Source organism: Acidovorax sp. 22279 (genome assembly GCF_052045435.1).
In the GTDB taxonomy this organism is placed as follows: Bacteria; Pseudomonadota; Gammaproteobacteria; order Burkholderiales; family Burkholderiaceae_C; genus Acidovorax; species Acidovorax delafieldii.
This window is the reverse complement of sequence record NZ_JBQEOV010000012.1, coordinates 1-15,751: the sequence shown is the minus strand read 5'-3', so window position 1 is coordinate 15,751 and position 15,751 is coordinate 1. Positions and strand designations below refer to the sequence as shown.

At 60.8% G+C, this 15,751-nt stretch carries 19 protein-coding genes; 12 read left to right on the top strand and 7 right to left on the bottom strand.

Annotated features, from left to right (window positions below; genetic code table 11):
• Positions 1-29: 29 nt before the first annotated feature.
• Complete coding sequence (locus ACTJKQ_RS16160) at positions 30-932, bottom strand: YicC/YloC family endoribonuclease (protein ID WP_440597436.1); 903 nt, start codon at positions 930-932, stop codon at positions 30-32.
• Between the two features lie 90 nt (positions 933-1,022).
• Here ACTJKQ_RS16160 and ACTJKQ_RS16155 point away from each other — a divergent pair, with 90 nt between their 5' ends.
• From ACTJKQ_RS16155 to hemW, 5 genes are all read left to right on the top strand, one after another.
• Positions 1,023-2,039, top strand: coding sequence for a serine/threonine protein kinase (locus ACTJKQ_RS16155; protein WP_015012787.1), 1,017 nt, complete (start codon positions 1,023-1,025; stop codon positions 2,037-2,039).
• An 82-nt stretch (positions 2,040-2,121) separates the two neighbouring features.
• Positions 2,122-3,024 (top strand): PP2C family protein-serine/threonine phosphatase, encoded by a 903-nt coding sequence (locus ACTJKQ_RS16150; protein WP_056747320.1) that lies wholly within the window; start codon positions 2,122-2,124, stop codon positions 3,022-3,024.
• A gap of 124 nt (positions 3,025-3,148) precedes the next feature.
• On the top strand, positions 3,149-3,883 hold the full coding sequence (gene rph / locus ACTJKQ_RS16145) for a ribonuclease PH (RefSeq protein ID WP_108497687.1): 735 nt from the start codon (positions 3,149-3,151) through the stop codon (positions 3,881-3,883).
• Between the two features lie 49 nt (positions 3,884-3,932).
• Positions 3,933-4,532 (top strand): RdgB/HAM1 family non-canonical purine NTP pyrophosphatase, encoded by a 600-nt coding sequence (rdgB, locus tag ACTJKQ_RS16140; protein ID WP_056641312.1) that lies wholly within the window; start codon positions 3,933-3,935, stop codon positions 4,530-4,532.
• A gap of 82 nt (positions 4,533-4,614) precedes the next feature.
• Entirely contained in the window at positions 4,615-5,793 is a 1,179-nt protein-coding gene (hemW, locus tag ACTJKQ_RS16135; protein WP_440597514.1) for a radical SAM family heme chaperone HemW, read from the top strand.
• Positions 5,794-5,837: 44 nt separating this feature from the next.
• Here the strand turns inward: hemW and ACTJKQ_RS16130 are convergent, their stop codons facing one another.
• Complete coding sequence (locus ACTJKQ_RS16130) at positions 5,838-6,179, bottom strand: I78 family peptidase inhibitor (RefSeq protein WP_440597435.1); 342 nt, start codon at positions 6,177-6,179, stop codon at positions 5,838-5,840.
• A gap of 355 nt (positions 6,180-6,534) precedes the next feature.
• On the opposite strand from ACTJKQ_RS16130, the gene ACTJKQ_RS16125 reads away from it, so the two are divergent.
• Positions 6,535-8,283: a PAS-domain containing protein gene (locus ACTJKQ_RS16125; protein WP_440597434.1), complete on the top strand. Its 1,749-nt coding sequence runs from the start codon at positions 6,535-6,537 to the stop codon at positions 8,281-8,283.
• A gap of 339 nt (positions 8,284-8,622) precedes the next feature.
• Entirely contained in the window at positions 8,623-8,796 is a 174-nt protein-coding gene (locus ACTJKQ_RS16120; RefSeq protein ID WP_165836546.1) for a hypothetical protein, read from the top strand.
• Positions 8,797-8,848: 52 nt separating this feature from the next.
• On the opposite strand, the gene ACTJKQ_RS16115 is transcribed toward ACTJKQ_RS16120, so the two are convergent.
• Positions 8,849-9,343 (bottom strand): hypothetical protein, encoded by a 495-nt coding sequence (locus tag ACTJKQ_RS16115; protein ID WP_436078199.1) that lies wholly within the window; start codon positions 9,341-9,343, stop codon positions 8,849-8,851.
• 299 nt (positions 9,344-9,642) lie between these two features.
• Here ACTJKQ_RS16115 and ACTJKQ_RS16110 point away from each other — a divergent pair, with 299 nt between their 5' ends.
• The 3 genes from ACTJKQ_RS16110 to ACTJKQ_RS16100 all read left to right on the top strand — a co-directional run bounded on the left by ACTJKQ_RS16110 (position 9,643) and on the right by ACTJKQ_RS16100 (position 11,238).
• Positions 9,643-10,260 (top strand): hypothetical protein, encoded by a 618-nt coding sequence (locus tag ACTJKQ_RS16110; RefSeq protein ID WP_440597433.1) that lies wholly within the window; start codon positions 9,643-9,645, stop codon positions 10,258-10,260.
• A 165-nt stretch (positions 10,261-10,425) separates the two neighbouring features.
• Positions 10,426-10,764 (top strand): hypothetical protein, encoded by a 339-nt coding sequence (locus ACTJKQ_RS16105; RefSeq protein WP_440597432.1) that lies wholly within the window; start codon positions 10,426-10,428, stop codon positions 10,762-10,764.
• Positions 10,765-10,800: 36 nt separating this feature from the next.
• A complete protein-coding gene (locus tag ACTJKQ_RS16100) occupies positions 10,801-11,238 on the top strand; it encodes a hypothetical protein (protein ID WP_440597431.1) in 438 nt (145 codons plus the stop codon).
• A gap of 53 nt (positions 11,239-11,291) precedes the next feature.
• On the opposite strand, the gene ACTJKQ_RS16095 is transcribed toward ACTJKQ_RS16100, so the two are convergent.
• The 3 genes from ACTJKQ_RS16095 to ACTJKQ_RS16085 all read right to left on the bottom strand — a co-directional run bounded on the left by ACTJKQ_RS16095 (position 11,292) and on the right by ACTJKQ_RS16085 (position 12,732).
• On the bottom strand, positions 11,292-11,630 hold the full coding sequence (locus ACTJKQ_RS16095) for a hypothetical protein (RefSeq protein ID WP_440597430.1): 339 nt from the start codon (positions 11,628-11,630) through the stop codon (positions 11,292-11,294).
• Positions 11,631-11,751: 121 nt separating this feature from the next.
• Positions 11,752-12,060 (bottom strand): hypothetical protein, encoded by a 309-nt coding sequence (locus ACTJKQ_RS16090; protein WP_291443027.1) that lies wholly within the window; start codon positions 12,058-12,060, stop codon positions 11,752-11,754.
• Positions 12,061-12,243: 183 nt separating this feature from the next.
• The gene (locus ACTJKQ_RS16085; protein WP_440597429.1) at positions 12,244-12,732 is read right to left on the bottom strand and encodes an NUDIX hydrolase; all 489 of its coding nucleotides are present in this window, start codon (positions 12,730-12,732) and stop codon (positions 12,244-12,246) included.
• A gap of 1,117 nt (positions 12,733-13,849) precedes the next feature.
• Between ACTJKQ_RS16085 and ACTJKQ_RS16080 the strand changes: the two genes are divergently transcribed.
• Positions 13,850-14,344: a hypothetical protein gene (locus tag ACTJKQ_RS16080; protein ID WP_440597428.1), complete on the top strand. Its 495-nt coding sequence runs from the start codon at positions 13,850-13,852 to the stop codon at positions 14,342-14,344.
• Positions 14,345-14,504: 160 nt separating this feature from the next.
• Here the strand turns inward: ACTJKQ_RS16080 and ACTJKQ_RS16075 are convergent, their stop codons facing one another.
• Positions 14,505-15,083 carry a recombinase family protein gene (locus tag ACTJKQ_RS16075; RefSeq protein WP_440597427.1) on the bottom strand — a complete coding sequence of 193 codons (579 nt, stop codon included), beginning with the start codon at positions 15,081-15,083 and terminating at the stop codon, positions 14,505-14,507.
• Positions 15,084-15,484: 401 nt separating this feature from the next.
• On the opposite strand from ACTJKQ_RS16075, the gene ACTJKQ_RS16070 reads away from it, so the two are divergent.
• On the top strand, positions 15,485-15,751 hold a 267-nt coding region (locus ACTJKQ_RS16070; RefSeq protein WP_440597029.1), incomplete at its 3' end, for a hypothetical protein.

The window sequence follows — 15,751 nt, the reverse complement described above, 5'->3', positions numbered from 1 at the left end:
GTGCGCCAGGCGCTATCAAAAAATGAGTGTTATTCGATATTTTGCACTTGCTCGCGCATCTGCTCGATCAGCACCTTCATGTCCACGCTGATGCGGGTGAGGTCGAGCGCGGCAGATTTGGAGCCCAGCGTGTTGGCTTCGCGGTGGAGTTCCTGGATCAGGAAGTCCAGGCGTTTGCCCACTTCGCCGCCTTTTTTCAGCAGGCGCTCGATTTCATCCAGGTGCGAATCCAGCCGCGTGATCTCTTCTGCCACGTCGATGCGGATGGCAAACGCCGTGGCCTCGGTCAATGCGCGGTCACGGGCAGCCTCGGGGAGGGTAGAGCCGTCGGTGAGGGCCATTGCCTCTTTCCAGCGCTCCACGAAGCGCAGGCGTTGCTGCTCCACCAGCAGCGGAACCATGGGGACGGCCTGTTCGGCCAAGGCCCGCAGCTGCTTGACGCGATCCAGCAGCATGGTCGCGAGGCGCTTGCCCTCACGTTCGCGGGCGGCCAGCAAGGCGGTCAGGGCTTCTTCGGCGAGGGCCGGAACGGCTTCGCTCCAGTCCTCGGTGCCCGAATGTGCATTGGCACACAGGCGCAGGGCGTCGGCCACGGTGAGGGGGGCGGCGCTGGGCAGCCAGGCCTTGACGGAGTCCTGCAAAGAGTTAAGCCGCTGCAGCAGTCGCGCTGGCGGGTCTTGCAGGCTGTTGCTGTCGTCGGTGTCGAGGGCGGCTCGCACTTCGACCTTGCCGCGTTTCAGGCGCGCTGTGAGCAGGCTGCGCAGCGTGGGCTCCATGGCGCGCAGCTCGTCAGGCAGGCGAAACGACAGGTCCAGAAAGCGGCTGTTGACGGATCGGATTTCCAGTCCCAGCCGGCGCGTCTGGGGGGCGCGGGCGTCGGTTTCAGCGCCAGTGGCAGATGCGCCATGCTGTGCGCTGGCGTATCCGGTCATGCTGTAAACTGGCATTGGACTTTTTGATGGTTGCTTGCGATCCGGCGATTATCCGGGTTCCGCCTTACCCCCGAATCATCTTCGCAAAATATGTCAAAAATCAAACCGGCCCCCTTGCCGCCCGATACCGCAATTGGCGGTTACCGTGTGGTGCGCCGGTTGTCCTCCGGTGGTTTTGGTGTGGTCTATCTGGCCCTCGACGCCGAAGGCCAGCAGGTGGCCATCAAGGAGTACCTTCCTTCGTCCCTGGCGACCCGCGCTCCTGGTGAGTTGCTTCCGAAGGTGCCGCCCGAAAAGCTCTCGCTGTACCGCCTAGGGCTCAAGAGCTTCTTTGAAGAGGGCCGCTCGCTGGCCCAGATCTCGCACGCCTCCGTGGTGAGCGTGCTCAATTTCTTCCGCGAGAACGAAACCGTTTACATGGTGATGAACTACCTGGAGGGCGCGACCCTGCAGGACTTCATCATCACCGCCCGCGACCTCAAGACACAGAAGGTGTTCCGCGAGTCCACCATCCGCTCGTTGTTCGACGAAGTGCTGCGCGGCCTGCGCATCGTGCACCAGCACAAGATGCTGCACCTGGACATCAAGCCCGCCAACATCTTCATCACCGACGACAACAAGGCCGTGATGATCGACTTCGGCGCGGCGCGCGAGGTGCTGAGCAAGGAAGGCAACTTCATCCGCCCCATGTACACCCCCGGCTTTGCTGCGCCCGAGATGTACCGGCGCGATTCGCAGATGGGGCCGTGGACCGACATTTATGCCATCGGCGCCTGCATTTACGCCTGCATGCAGGGCTTTCCGCCGAACGAGGCGCCGCAGCGCGTGGACAAGGACCGCCTGTCGCTCGCCCTGACCAAGTTGCGTGGCGTGTATTCCGACAACCTGATCGAGGTGGTGGAGTGGTGCATGGCGCTTGACCCGCTGTCCCGCCCCCAGTCGGTGTTTGCCTTGCAGAAAGAGCTCAGCCGCGAGGGTGAGCGCCGCTACACCAAGCTCACGGTGGCCGAGAAGATGCGGCTGCAATTGGACACTCTGGTGTCTGACACCAAGAAAAATGTGCAGAAGGTGGGTGAAGCCACCGGTATCGGAGCCAAGCCCAAATGAGCCAGACGCACGCAATGCGGGTTCGGGCGAGGTACATGTCCACGGATGGCGCCCGGGTGCATCCTTGTTTGCGTGAGTCCTTATGAAGTTCTCGGTATTCCAGATCAGCCGCCGTGGCGGCCGCGAGAAGAACGAAGACCGCATGGGCTATTGCTACACGCGTGAATCGGGCCTGTTTGTATTGGCCGACGGCATGGGTGGCCACCCTGAAGGTGAAGTGGCCGCGCAGATCGCGCTGCAAACCATCTCGGCGCTGTTCCAGCGCCAGGCCAAACCCCAGCTCAAGGATGTGCAGGAGTTCCTGTCCGGCGCGTTGCTCGCGGCACACCACCAGATCCTGCGCTACGCCACAGAGAAAGGCATGCTCGACACACCGCGCACCACCTTGGTCGCGGCGGTGTTGCAGGCCGGTACCGCCACCTGGATCCATTGCGGAGACTCGCGCCTGTACATGGTGCGCGATGGCGATCTGCTGACCCGTACGCGGGACCACTCGTACATGGAGCTGCGCAACACGCCGCCCCCTGGTCTGGACAAGATCAACCGCAACGTGCTGTTCACCTGCCTGGGTTCGCCCACCAAGCCCATTTACGACATCACCGGCCCTGTGTACCTGGAGCAGGGCGACCGCATTCTGTTGTGCTCAGACGGCCTGTGGGGCACGCTCAGCGACGAAGACATCGCCAAGCAGCTGGGCCGCAATACCGTGTCGCACGCTGTGCCCGAGCTGGTGGAAGATGCGCTTCGCAAAGCCGGGGACAGCAGTGACAACGTGACCGTGGTGGCTCTGGAGTGGGAGACGCCCGATGCGTTCGAGTCCACCCAAGGGGTGTCCACGGACAGCATCAGCGACGACGTGTTTGCGTCCACCATCCAGGCGGGCCCCCTCGATGGGCTGGTGGATGACCTGGACGACGCGGCCATCGAGCGGTCGATCGCTGAAATCAACGAAGCCATCCGTCGCTCTGCTGCCCGCAAGGCCTGAACTGCTATCGGCGCTGTGGGTTGCATCCAGCATCCCTCCATGCGAATGCATGGAATCAGGTTTTTTCGCCTTTCATCGCCCCCTCATGAAGCAGGTGGGCGACTCGCTCGATACAGAGAATCACATGACCACCTTCATCCGCACCGGCAACCGCGCCGCCAACCAACTGCGCCCTGTGCGCATCACGCGCCACTACACCATGCACGCCGAAGGCTCGGTGCTGATTGAGTTTGGCAACACCAAGGTGCTCTGCACCGCCTCGGTGGAAGAGCGTGTGCCCCCGCACAAGCGCGGTAGCGGCGAGGGCTGGGTCACGGCGGAGTACGGCATGCTGCCGCGCGCCACCCACACCCGCAGCGACCGCGAGGCCGCACGGGGCAAGCAGACCGGCCGCACGCAGGAGATCCAGCGCCTCATCGGCCGCAGCCTGCGTGCCGTGTTTGACCTTCAACTGCTGGGCGAGCGCACCATCCAGCTCGACTGCGACGTGATCCAGGCCGATGGCGGCACGCGCACCGCCGCCATCACGGGCGCCTGGGTCGCGGCCCAGGATGCGGTCAACCAGCTGCTGGCCAGCGGCAAGATCGCCCAGTCGCCGCTGCTGCAGCCCGTGGCGGCGATCTCGGTGGGCATCGTGCAGGGCACGCCGCTGCTGGACCTGGAATATGTGGAGGACGTGGATTGCGACACCGACATGAACGTCGTGATGACGGGCGCGGGCCACTATGTGGAGGTGCAGGGCACAGCCGAAGGCGTGGCCTTTACCCGCGCCGAGATGGACCAACTGCTGGGGCTGGCCGAACAGGGCATCGCCCAGCTGGTGCAGCTGCAGCAGCAAGCCCTGCAAAATACTCCTTAATTGATAGCTGCTTGCGCATATTTCACTAGCGCTTGCGGCCATTTTGACCATGAAAATTGTTCTGGCATCCAATAACCGCGGCAAACTGGCCGAGTTGCAGGCCATGTTTGCGCCCCTGGGCGTGGAGCTGGTGCGGCAGGCCGACCTGGGTGTGGGTGAGGCCGAGGAGCCTTTCCGCACCTTTGTCGAAAACGCCCTGGCCAAGGCACGGTTTGCATCCGAGCACACGGGCCTGCCCGCATTGGCCGACGATGCTGGCATGTGTGTGGACGCTTTTGGCGGCCTGCCGGGCGTGGACACCGCGTATTACTGCACCCAGTTCGGCTACGAGAAAAGCGACGACAACAACGTGCGCGCCCTGCTGGAGCAACTGCAAGGCGTGACCAACCGCCGCGCCGCCATGGTCAGCACCCTGGTCGCCGTGCGCAGCCCGCAAGACCCGGAGCCGCTGATTGCCGTGGGCCGCGTGGTGGGCGAGATCACCACCGAACCCCGGGGCAGCAACGGCTTTGGCTTCGACCCCGTGATGTTCATCCCCGAGTTCGGCAAGACCTTTGCCGAGCTGCCTGTGGAGGTGAAAAATGCCCACAGCCACCGGGGCCGATCGGCCGCACAGATGCTGGCGCTGATGCGCGAACGCTGGTTGTAGAAGGGCGCTGACCGTGGTTCATATTCCGATCACGCCACAGGCCGAGGCCGAACCTGCAGTGGTGCGCGACATCCAGCACTACATGCGCCCGGGCCTGTTGCAGCTGCCCAGCCTGCCGCCCCTGTCGCTGTACGTGCACCTGCCCTGGTGCCTCAAGAAATGTCCGTACTGCGACTTCAACTCGCACGAATTTCGCGCGGATGCCTCCGGCGGCGAGGTGCCCGAGCAGCGCTACATCGATGCTCTGATGGCCGACCTGGAGGCCGCGCTGCCCCTGGTCTGGGGGCGGTCCGTGCACAGCATCTTCATCGGCGGCGGCACGCCCAGCCTGTTTTCGCCGGCAGCCATCGACCGGCTGATCGGCGACATTCGCGCCCGCCTGCGGCTGGAGCCAGATTGCGAGATCACGATGGAGGCCAACCCCGGTACGTTCGAGAAAGACCGTTTTCGCGCCTTCCGCGCGGCGGGCGTCACGCGCCTGTCGGTGGGGGTGCAGAGCTTTAACGACCAGCACCTGAAGGCCCTGGGCCGCGTGCACGACCGTTCCCAGGCGATGGCGGCGGTGGAGGAGGCCGCTGCGTCCTTCGACACCTTCAACCTCGACATCATGTACGCCCTGCCGGGCCAGACGCTGCCAGAGCTGGAGCAGGACCTGCGAACGGCGCTGGCCTTCAAGCCGCCGCACATCTCCATCTACCACCTCACTATCGAGCCCAACACTTACTTCGCCAAGTTCCCCCCGGCCATCCCCGAGGACGACCAGGCCTACGCCATGCTTGACCGCATCACGGAGATGACGGGGCAGGCGGGCATGGCGCGGTACGAGATTTCTGCGTATGCGCAGCCGGGCCACCAGTGTTTTCACAACACCAACTACTGGCAGTTTGGCGACTACCTGGGCATCGGCGCGGGCGCGCACAGCAAGCTGAGCTTTGCGCACCGCGTGGTGCGGCAGGTGCGCTTTCGGGACCCCGCGCGCTACATGGACAACGCCCTGGCAGGCCATGCCGTGGCGCAGGACGACGAGGTGCGCCGCGCCGATCTGCCGTTTGAGTACATGCTCAACGCCCTGCGCCTGCGCGAAGGCTTTGCGCTGCAGGACTTCATGGCCCGCACAGGCCTGCCGTTGACCGCCATCGCCAAGGGCCTGGAGGCCGCCGAGCGCAAGGGCCTGATCGAGCGCGACATGGCGCGCGTGTGGCCTACCGAGCGGGGTTTTGACTTTCTGAGCGATCTGCAGGAGCTGTTTCTGGCGGACTGACCGCGCGGGTTTCAGTCACCCCTCATCGGCAGCGCAACATCATCTCAACCGCACTTTGCGGCGAGGATGCGGCCGGTGCCGTCCACCTCCAGGTTCAGCCGCTGGGTGTCGTATTCCTTGGTGATGATCTGCCCGGGGTGCAGGATGCGCGCCGTCTGCGCGCCCGAGCGCTGACGGGCAGATTCAACAACCGATGCGGTGCTGTTTTGCCCCACGACAAACTGCGCGGGCTGGGCGTTGCACACGCTGGCGGGGGGGGATCCAGACCCTGCGGCGGCCGAGCCCGCCGATAGCGCGGGTGTCTGCCCATAACCCGCGCAACCGGTGACGGCCGCTCCCAGGGCCAGGCAGCAGGCGACGGCAAAAGGGGGGCGGGTCTTCATCATGGCAGCGGGCTCCTGAGTTCAAAACGCCCACCATAGCGGAATGCAGGTGCCATGGGGTTTCCGTAGCAATATGGGCCGGTTTCCAGCCGTAACGGGCTGTTGCCTGCATCCGTCTCCGCTGGAGCGGGTTCTTGACTTGTATCAAGCTGTGTTGTGAGATGGCAACATGCTCGCCAACTGATCGTGGGGCCACCACTCCTCGACGGGCTGCCGTAAGCCCGGTTCCGCACAATGGAGCGTCCCCCGTTGTGCGTTGTGCGTTGTGCGTTGTGTGTTGGCAGCGGCGGGCCCTTGCCATCTGGGGCTGCGTGATGCGCGGGCCTGTGTCGACGTCACCGTACCGAACCTTCTGACCATGCCTGACGATTCCCGCCTTCGCCTCATCCGTGCCCTGGGCGACACCCTGGATGGTCTGGATGTTGCGCTGTGTGCGTTTGACGACAGCGACCGCACGCTGGCCTGGAACAGTACCTTCTTCAAGTTCTTTCCAGAGCACGCGGGACATGTGTACGTAGGCGAGCCTTACGAGGCCAACCTGCGCCGCTTCTACACCCAGCGGCTGGATGCCCAGGAGCTGCCCAACATCGAACGCTACATCACGGCCGGTGTTGAGCGGCACCGCGCACAGAACCGGCCTTACAGCTTTGAGCACAGGGGGCTGCGCGTCCATGTGTCGTCGTTGCCCATCGATGGCGGGGGGCGGGTGCGTGTGTGGCGTGCCGAGGCGCTACCGGCTCAGAGCGCATCCATTGACATGGCCGCGCAATCCAGCGCCGACATCCACGAACCCGGCTACCTGCGCAGTCCGGTGATCGAAAGCACCGAACTGTTTGACCGCATTCCCGATGGGCTGATGATCTGCGCTGAAGATCAGCGCATCCAGTGGGTCAATCAGCCCTTCATGCAGATGTACCACCTGCCAGACCGCGCTACCGCAATGGGTCTGGCGTTTGACGAGGTGTACCGCCACGCATGGTCCGTCGGGGGTGAGGGCGACATGGCACCGTTTTACGACGGTCTTTCGACCTTGCAGGAGCACATGCGTTTTGCGGGGGCGCCGTTTGAAGTGCCCTTGCCGCGCAGCCGCTGGAGCCGCGTCATCGCCAAGCAGGGCAGCGACGGCACGGTGTTCTACGCCCATGTGGACATCACCGAGCTCAAGCGCCAGCAGCGCTTGCTGGCGCAGGCCGAACGCAGCGCCCGCGACAGCGAGGCGCAATTGCGGGAGAAATCCATCCTGCTCGAAGCCACGCTGGAGCACATGGACCAGGGCGTGGCCAAGATCAGCGCCACGGGGGTGGTCGAGCTGTGCAACCGCCGGGCCATGGAACTGCTGGACCTGCCGGCCGAGCTGATGGCATCCAAGCCCACGCTGGTGAATGTGCTTGCCTACCTGCGGGCTCGTGGCGAATTCCAGGGCGCATCGCAGGAAGTGCAGGACCTGCTGCGACACAGCAATGGCGGGGTCGATCAGCCCCAGGTGTATGACCGTCCCCGGCCCGATGGCCGCATCCTGGAGGTCCAGACCGTGCCCATCAAAGGCGGCGGCGCGCTGCGCACCTTCACCGATGTCACCCAGCGCAAGCAGGCCGAGCAGCAGATCCGCCATGTGGCAGAGCACGACGGCCTGACGGGCTTGCTCAACCGCACCGCCTTTTTGCAAGCGTTACAGTCCGCCACCGATGTGCACCGCCTGGGCCGTGGCTTTGCCGTGTTGTATGTAGACCTGGACGGTTTCAAACCCATCAACGACCGCTACGGCCACGCGGTGGGCGACCAGTTGCTGGTATGGGTGGCGCGGCAACTGACGCAGGCTGCGCGCGAGGACGATGTGGTGGCGCGCCTGGGCGGCGATGAGTTCGCGTTGCTGCAGCGGGGCGTATCGGACGGTGACAGTGCGTACCGCCTGGCCGACCGCCTGGTTCAAGCCCTGGGCCGGCCCACCGAGATCGAAGCGCATGCGCTGCAAATCGGCGCGTCCATCGGTATTGTCCTGTCGCCCGGTGACGGCACCGAGGCCGAAGAACTCCTGCGCAAGGCCGATTCCGCGATGTACCTGGCCAAGGCCACGGGGCGGGGCTGTGCAAGGATTTACGGAACCTGAACGTTGGGCTGCCCGGGCGCTTAACCCACGATCCCTTTCTGCTGCTGATCGACGGAGCTTGGAGGAATCGGTCCTGTCCTACATGCCCACATTGGTCACCGTCCTAACATTGGTCTGTCGATCCCCTCGACATCCCTCCCGCTTGCATCGCGCAAGTGTTAAGCCCGCAGCCTGCGGGCTTTTTTTTGCCCGCCCTAAGGCATCAACACGGGGGTGAAAAAGCGACTGCGCCGTAGGCCTTTTGCCGAGCCGCGAAGCCCCAGTGTCCATCTGTCGGCACCATTGCGGTACGGGCGATGCCGTCATCACCCAGCCATCCCAGCGCGCTACATCACAAGAATGATTCTGTACAAACCCGGCACGCAATTTCTCTACAAAGGCAGAACGGTGAGCGTGGACTACGTCATCATCAAACGCACCGGCCTGTGGATTCGGTTGGCGCACAGCGAAGAGGTGTGCCGCCCTGAAGATTTGACCCCCATCGCACCGCAGGGAGCGGGACTGGCGAGGTGAAAGAAAGGCCACACGCAGGGCACAGGCCCGGCGTAGCACCCCACCGGGAGGTCTACTTGAGCTGCTGGGACAACCACAACAGCCCCCAAACGATCGCCACCAGCTGAACCAGGTTGACGAAGAGCGCCGCCGAATGCACGCGGCGAAAGTGGTGAATCGCTCCGTCGCTACTCGCCTCGATCTGTGCACCGAGCTGCTGCATGGCTTGCAACAAGTGCTTGCGCAGCAGCGAGACGATGCAGGCATTGACCGCCACGCCGATGGCAAAGGGGTACCTGCCCCAAAGAGCATAACTGACAAACGCCCCCAGCGACGCCCAGAACGCAGCACGGTAGTACACGTTGAAAAACCCCCGAACGAACCGCGCGTCCAGTGGGGTGTCATGTTTCAGCGTTAGAAGCGGCAGACCACCCATCAAGAAGTAGGCGGTGGTGACCAGCAGTGCCACCGTGAAAAAGAACGATGCGTAGAGGGCCGACGACAACATCTTTCTCTCCTCGACATGGCTGGTCACTTCAGGCCGCAGGCCCGCACCCAATTTCTCCATCCTGCCCATGGATGCGGCAAGGTTCAGTAAAAACGCAGTCTAGGGGGCAGATGCGTTCTTGTGAATCGGGTTGGGTGAGGGGGCAGCCACAGACATGTTGCTGCACTGGCCTTTGCGCACATTTCGCTGTTGTAGCTGCGCCAGGCCGAGAACTGGCGGAGACTGTGGTTTTCGAACCAAAGCAGAACGACGATTGGTGCTGCCGTGTTGCGTTGCTTACGGGAGCTTTTGTCTCGACGTTCTGAATGTGAGCGTCTATATTTCGCACGGCTGACAGGTAAGTCATTGACGGAGGTTCCATGTCCCGAGCATTGTCGGTTCGCCGTGTTTTCGTGCTGTTTGCAGTAACTTTGGGCTTTTCTGTTCCCGTCTGGGCGGCATTCACTGGTGCTTACGCACCAGCAAACTGGACGACCTTCACCCAGACGTTTGGCTGCGGATCATCGCAAGTCAACATTGCTGGCATGCCAAATACTTTGGTTCTGAGGTCGCTCACGGGATGCGCAAATATTGGAGCGAGTTACACCCTCACGGGCACTCTTCCAGCGAGCGGTACCCTGTCGTTTAACTGGAGCTATGACAGTACATCGTTCAACGACGCTAACGTTGTCACATCTGCCTCCTATAGCTTGGGCGGTGTTGTAATAACGCTCGCATTGAACGACGGGCCGCAAAACGGGACAGTTTCGATCCCGGTGTTTGCGGGGCAATCTTTTGCGTTCACTCTCAATGGCAGCACGAACGCGGTGTTCACGATCACCAATTTCAATGCGCCAGCTCCTCCTGTCCCGGCTGTGCAGCCCGTACCGACAGTTGACACCTGGGCCAAAATCGGTCTGGCTGCGATGCTGGCCTTGGTAGCAATCTGGAAACTGCGCAACGCGCAGGGGTCTACCGGCAGAAGTTCGCGTCGGTGATGGTTCGCAGTACGCGGCAAAGCCGCGTGCATATCTGAGGCTGCGAAGGTCGGGTTTGGCGACCAGATAAGTTGCCTCTTTCACGCTGGCGCTGCGTGCCTCGATGTGGTCTGCCAGGGCCTGCATGGTGTGGTTTTCGAACCAAAGCAGGAAAGGGAGGTCGAGATGCTGCGCCGCGTCATTTCGAAACCACATCGTGCGGCAGAATTCGACCACAAGCGGACCTTCACCTCAATGACAAATTCACGAACCGAGCTTGAGGCTGCGGCAGGCAAACTCATAAGTGCGATTCAAAAGGAGTGGCATTCCGAAGCTGGAGCGCCAGAGTCGGCCGCGAGCGAGGCAGTCATGCATTCGGCCCATGAACTGCTGCAGGCCAGCAAGTCCGGGTCGCTTGCGACCGTCATTGGCTCGGGCTCCGTATCCTCATACTTGGGCAACCGATGGGTCCAGGAGCATCCGCGCGTGGTGCCCTATATTGCGGCACTTGAAGCGGCCTGTTGAACATCAGGCAGCAGTCGGCCAGGAGCAGACATTCCCATGCCCAACATTCCATTAGATAAGGATCAGTTCTGGTTTCGGTCAACGCTATTCGAGATTGAAGTTGGCGAGGACAAAGAAACCAATCCGCTGTGCTACGGCCGACAACTCGCTAACTGGCTCGTAACTGCACTCCGCAGCGACGGCATTACAGTTGAAGAGGTTTTTCCCGAAGACTGGGGATGGTGCGTCATGGTGCAGAAGACGCCGTTCTCACTATGGGTCGGGTGTGGCAGCGTTTATGACGGGCAACAACCGGGTGAGCAGTTGCCCAAGGGGTCCGACGTTGTTTGGACTTGCATCGTCGTGGCAGAAGTCCCGCTTTTGAAAAGGCTCTTTCGTGCACCAGACACAGCGCCGGAAGTAGCCAATCTTTTCTTGCGCGTAAAGCGCCTTGTTACCTCGTCCCCAGGCACAATTTTGGTCGAAGAGCCTTGACTAATCGGGTGTCTGCTTTGGGCCCTAAGCAGACGTTGCTCATTCCTCGATCCTCATAGTTCAATGGCAGGAAGGCGCAGCAGTTGAACGAACATGATCCACGCCAACACCGTCGAGGCGAGACCGAACAGGGCCCCCGCTGCGTTGTAGCCTGCCCCAAAAGCCATGGCGGCGAATAAGGACATGAATGCCAGCTTCAGCCAGGGAAGCGTGATGAGCGCTTTTCTGAAACCAAAGACGGCCAGCAACGCAGACCCAAACATGGGGCCGTATGCGACAGCTCCGTAAGCCAATTCACTGAGAGTCCATGTCTGAGGTGGGGCGGACACGAAACTGAGATAGAGAAAGAACGCACCCACTAGCGCGCACGCTGCAGCGAATAGCACTTTCATTCAACCTCCAAATGGCATGTTCAAGCAACTCGCGAAGCGCATAGTTCTATGCCCGCTATTGGCCGAATTCTGCCCCACGTCGAGGGACGCCAGAGGACCCTTCGCAGACCGAAGCCCTTGGCTACCTATTGCCTTGGAAGCGCTTCCAAGCCTCGTCCGCTAGATTTTCAATCGGTTGACCATCCTCGCATGCAATTTTGAAGTGCTGCTGATCTTTCCCAATCCTGGCAGCGCCATCCAGTCCCAGCAGCAACGTGTACATCGTGTCGCGTACAACATCATCAACGATGCTTTCGAACTGCTTGAACTGACTAGGCGTCAAATTCAAGGCAGCTATCTTCCTTGATGTCTCGCTATCGGCTTTGGTAAAGGCCGCTACCAATTCGCTTTTGAGGGAATACCAGTTCCCCACAAATTCGGATGCGTGCATTCAGATCCTTCGAGAGGCTGCTTCTGGCCGAATTCTGCCGTAGAAGAGCGCCTGTACATAGCGGCTGGTGACCTGTCATCGGTGCCGGCAGAGTGTTCAGATCGAAATGGACTCAGTGTTCAGTTGCGCCCGGAATACGCAACGTAAGGGGCTGACAGTAGGCAAGTCCCCATGACGGGGGGTTTAGACTGCATTGCTGCGGCTATCCCGATGAACAAAGTGCGGAGGGAGCTGACCTGCCGCCAACCCACTTTGAAGTGTTGTGGGCCTTAGATCGGTTGTTTCCAATTCGCTCAGGTCGAACCATTCAAACTCCGTTGGTCCATCGCCATGCAACCAACTGCGATGAACCACATTCTTCGTCGTTAAGCGCGACGAAGATGGCAACGAAACAGCAAAGTACAGACCGATTTCGTGGTGAGGTTGCCCCATGATCTCGAAGAAGTTCTCACCGACACAAAGCAATTCTCCGCATTCAACGAGTTCATACAATTCTTCATCAAACACTCGAAGGATAGTGTCTTGAGCTTGTTCCCCTGGCTTGACTTTGCCGCCTGGAAGCACCCAGTTCATGTTCCCGTCCCATCGTTTGAGCAGGACTTTTCCATCGTCTATGACAACGGCAGCCGCCCGGTAGTGAAAGTGATAGCGATCAACGAGGAAGGAGATCATGCGGTCGAATGTGTTTTAGTAATCAACGCCATGTGGCTAACCACACAGAAAGCTAATCGTGGAACGACGGCTGAAGGCTGTGTGCAGCCACTCAGGCTCGGCGCTTAAACGCGGGCTCTCGGCCGAATTCTGCCCCACGGCGAGCGTCGTTGGCGGGCCCTGAGCTGTCCTTTAGCTATAGCCCTCAAAACAGTCATCGATGATGTATGGGCCATGACATGGCCTATCTCATTGCGCAAGCTAAAGTTTTTGGAACAAATACACTCACGGCGTTGATCAAGCAACCGTGCGGTGCGAAACATAGGAAGGGCGGCAGGTTTCATGGGTGAATTTAGTACTGTATTTTCATTCAGCAAACACACTGCCAAACTGGGCTGCAAGCTCCTTGGAACGTTTTCTGCGCGCCAATCTATACCGCGAGCGCCAGACATAGTCGGCGGCTTAGCGAGGTCTGCATTACGTTAGGGCTCATGGCACATCGCTCGCTAAAACGGCGGATAAGGGAGAGGGAATCAGGAACTCTCCCTGCATATCCTCCAAAAAAAACCTGGCAGATACACGCTAATGTCGCGACGGCCGTATCGGCCCTCGTCGCATTAGCTGCACTCATCTTCGGCGCATACCAGTTCGGACGGTCTATGGAAGCCCAACGCGAGGCGCTTCGATTGCAAGAGGAATCTCTGCAGTCGGAGCGAGCTTCGAAGGCTGCAGAGATTTATGGAAAGTACCTGGAAGTAGCCTACTCACGTCCGTCATCCAAGAAGACTGAAGAGGCGAAGCAATTCAGATTCGAGCGCGACAATCGCGCGCTCCTTCTCCTAAATGCGCTGTCGTTAGTTTCAAAGGGAGACGCCGAGTGGCAGGAGATCGTCCACTGGTCCCTACAGCGGTACACGCTTCTCGCTGAGCGAGGTGACGTCATTTGTCTCAGCTTGACTCGGGACTTTCGGAAGCGGCTTGAGGACATGCTGTCGGGTGAACCTCGCATTTGCCGCGACATTACTGATTAGCATGCTAGGTCGCGGTATGAGCACTTACAAGTCGTTCGAGACGGACGCGCAACAGCCTCGCGGCGCAATGCCGCTGCGTGCCGGTGAACTCCGACGTTAGGCCGCATATGAACGACCGCGTTGTGCGTATGTTCAATGAAGCCCAAGACCGGCTGCACGACGCCGACATCCTTGCGCGCTCCCTGGATACCCGCTCGGACTCACAGGCAATCATCCGCATTCTCGGATTCGAAATACTTCTGAAGTGCGCCCTGCTGCTTGCTGGGCAAGAGCCGAAGGTTTCGCACAACTACAAGAATTTGTGGCGTGGTCTTCCAGGCTACGTCCGCAAGGAGGTTTTGAGAGTCGCTTCCGAGAGGATGCCTGGACACGCGGACCTATCCAACATCGAAGAGAAGCTCGTCTGGTATCAGTTCGTCTTTGAGCGCGCCAGATACCACTATGAGCTTTACGAGAACTACAGCCTGAAGGAGCAAACCGAACTTGGCGAGCTTTGGCTCTCCCTCGGGGCGCCAAACAATGAGGCTGTCGTTCAGTACTTTCCTTCCGAGCTCACATGTCTCATCGCAGGGCTCACCGCCTACATAGAAAATGCGGCCTAACCTCTCCGGTCAAGGAGAAGTCGTGCGCATACGCGCAAGCCGCCCTTTACGTTGACCGTTGAACGTCCGCTTTCATCTGCGGCCACTGGCCGCTCCTGGCCGGTTGCAGCCATCGTAGCAGCCCTCTGCTGAGATACAAATCGAAGGTACGGCCGGTTGGCTATCTGAGGCTGCTATGGTCGGGCTTGGTGACACGATAGATTGCGCGTTTCACGCTGGAAGTGTGCACGTCGAAATGGTCGGCAAGGGCCTGCATGGTGTAGTTGCCCGAGAGGTACATGCGCACTAGCTTGGCCTCGGTTTTCTCGGGCATGGAGCGTGCCCGCCCGAACTTCTGACCTCTGGCCCTTGCGGCTTCAAATCCTGCGGCGCAACGCTCGCGGATCATGGCTCTTTCGAACTCTGCGAAGGCGCCCAGCATGTGAAAGAACATGCGGCCTGCGGGCGAGCTGGTGTCGATTGATTCCGTGAGGCTGCGGAACGAGACACCGGCATGTTCCAAGGACTCGCAGAGTCGCAGCAGATCACGCAGGCTGCGGGATAGGCGGTCCAGCTTGTAAACCACCAGCACATCACCTGGGCGGAGCTTTGCAAGTAGGGCTAGCAGCTCAGGACGCCGCGCTACGCCGCTGCGCTTTTCCTGCACAACGTGTTTGATTCCTGCGCGTTTGAATGCCGCCAGTTGGACTGCGGTGTTTTGCTCTGTTGTCGAGACGCGGGCGTAACCGTAGATCGTCAAAACGTGAATCAGTTAGCTGTAATTTTGATAGCACGAATGTATCAAACGGTGCGCGCTATCGAGGGCTTCAATTGGCTTGTGCAACTGCGTTGCATGGGGCGCTCGCCGCGCGGCGTCCGTTGCCCGTGAGAGGTAGCGCCCAGCACCATTCCCCAGATTTCTTCGCCTCTTCGGCCAACGCTAAGCCAGGACCGCGCCGAGGGCGCTTTGAGTTCCTGCGGGGGGAATCCATAAAGCTGCGCTTTACAAACCCTCCCCCCTCCGCAACTCAATCCCGGCACCGCTAATGGCACGGCGAAGAACTCAGGGGAACGGTGCAAGCAAGGCCAGCTTGCACGGGCAACAGACAACAGTTGTCCGGCTCGGAATCTAGGGGCCCGGTACACCTGAAGGGGAACACCATGATCGCAAGCAACTACCGCAAATTTCCTGAAGCTCTGGCGCTGCAGATGCCTTTGCAGTTCGGGCGCTTGCTGGTGTGGGCTACGTCGCGGCCGACGACGCGGCTGCTGCGGGCGATCAGGGCAGAGCGCGGCGCAGCTTTCAAGGCAGCGGGCCGAGTAGCCTATCCAGTGCGCAAGACCACGCCGAGCTGGGCGCGTGAGCTGGCGAAGAAAGTGCGCGACCTGGGCAAGCTGGTGAAGGCTGCGCAGGTGGCGCTGGTGTTC

Bases quoted from the DNA above. Each gene is read 5' to 3' on its own strand.
- ACTJKQ_RS16160 (WP_440597436.1), bottom strand. From the start codon at position 932: ATGACCGGATACGCCAGCGCACAGCATGGCGCATCTGCCACTGGCGCT.
- ACTJKQ_RS16155 (WP_015012787.1), top strand. From the start codon at position 1,023: ATGTCAAAAATCAAACCGGCCCCCTTGCCGCCCGATACCGCAATTGGC.
- ACTJKQ_RS16150 (WP_056747320.1), top strand. From the start codon at position 2,122: ATGAAGTTCTCGGTATTCCAGATCAGCCGCCGTGGCGGCCGCGAGAAG.
- rph (WP_108497687.1), top strand. From the start codon at position 3,149: ATGACCACCTTCATCCGCACCGGCAACCGCGCCGCCAACCAACTGCGC.
- rdgB (WP_056641312.1), top strand. From the start codon at position 3,933: ATGAAAATTGTTCTGGCATCCAATAACCGCGGCAAACTGGCCGAGTTG.
- hemW (WP_440597514.1), top strand. From the start codon at position 4,615: ATGCGCCCGGGCCTGTTGCAGCTGCCCAGCCTGCCGCCCCTGTCGCTG.
- ACTJKQ_RS16130 (WP_440597435.1), bottom strand. From the start codon at position 6,179: ATGATGAAGACCCGCCCCCCTTTTGCCGTCGCCTGCTGCCTGGCCCTG.
- ACTJKQ_RS16125 (WP_440597434.1), top strand. From the start codon at position 6,535: ATGCCTGACGATTCCCGCCTTCGCCTCATCCGTGCCCTGGGCGACACC.
- ACTJKQ_RS16120 (WP_165836546.1), top strand. From the start codon at position 8,623: ATGATTCTGTACAAACCCGGCACGCAATTTCTCTACAAAGGCAGAACG.
- ACTJKQ_RS16115 (WP_436078199.1), bottom strand. From the start codon at position 9,343: ATGGAGAAATTGGGTGCGGGCCTGCGGCCTGAAGTGACCAGCCATGTC.
- ACTJKQ_RS16110 (WP_440597433.1), top strand. From the start codon at position 9,643: ATGTCCCGAGCATTGTCGGTTCGCCGTGTTTTCGTGCTGTTTGCAGTA.
- ACTJKQ_RS16105 (WP_440597432.1), top strand. From the start codon at position 10,426: ATGCTGCGCCGCGTCATTTCGAAACCACATCGTGCGGCAGAATTCGAC.
- ACTJKQ_RS16100 (WP_440597431.1), top strand. From the start codon at position 10,801: ATGCCCAACATTCCATTAGATAAGGATCAGTTCTGGTTTCGGTCAACG.
- ACTJKQ_RS16095 (WP_440597430.1), bottom strand. From the start codon at position 11,630: ATGAAAGTGCTATTCGCTGCAGCGTGCGCGCTAGTGGGTGCGTTCTTT.
- ACTJKQ_RS16090 (WP_291443027.1), bottom strand. From the start codon at position 12,060: ATGCACGCATCCGAATTTGTGGGGAACTGGTATTCCCTCAAAAGCGAA.
- ACTJKQ_RS16085 (WP_440597429.1), bottom strand. From the start codon at position 12,732: ATGATCTCCTTCCTCGTTGATCGCTATCACTTTCACTACCGGGCGGCT.
- ACTJKQ_RS16080 (WP_440597428.1), top strand. From the start codon at position 13,850: ATGAACGACCGCGTTGTGCGTATGTTCAATGAAGCCCAAGACCGGCTG.